Annotated in this window: 2 pseudogenes; both read right to left on the reverse strand. The window is 35.6% G+C overall.

Going from position 1 to position 509, the window contains the following annotated elements:
- A pseudogene (locus R7Z77_RS28665) lies at positions 1-384 on the reverse strand (GGDEF domain-containing protein); the annotation flags it as partial.
- Positions 384-509 (reverse strand): annotated as a pseudogene (locus tag R7Z77_RS28670) (oxidoreductase); the annotation flags it as partial. The pseudogenes R7Z77_RS28665 and R7Z77_RS28670, both read right to left, overlap by 1 nt.

Here is a 509-nt window from a genome sequence, read left to right on the forward strand (position 1 = left end):
TAACTCCTTAAACTCATTAAACAGTTGCAAAAAATATTGTTGAATGTGATTGCGAGAAAAAAAGGTGTAGACGTCTTTACTATTTATTAATAAATCAAAACGGCTCCAAGCAAGCTCATACTGAAGTTCTGCTCCTTCTATTTTTAAAACATTTTCGTCCAGTCGACGTGCTTCACTGACGAGCTCAGAAAGCTCTTTCGATAACTGGAATAAAAACCATGTCGCTTGTTTTTGCTCATCAGTAAAACTTTGCGCTAAGACCCGAGTTTGTTGGAGCAATATGACATTTGCGAGCAATAAAGAAGTGGCAAAAACCAAAAGGAGCATTTTGCTGGTCGTCGAATAATTTTTTTGTTTAATTGGGTAAGCTTCTGATAACTTCATTATTTTTGTTTTATTTTCATCTCATTAACTTGCCATACCATTTGGGCATGATATTCATTGTGATCCAATTCAGGATATTGACTAAGAGGGTATATCACCCAGTAAGGGCCTTTATTTCTCACTTT

Source organism: Vibrio sp. 1401, from assembly GCF_033340295.1.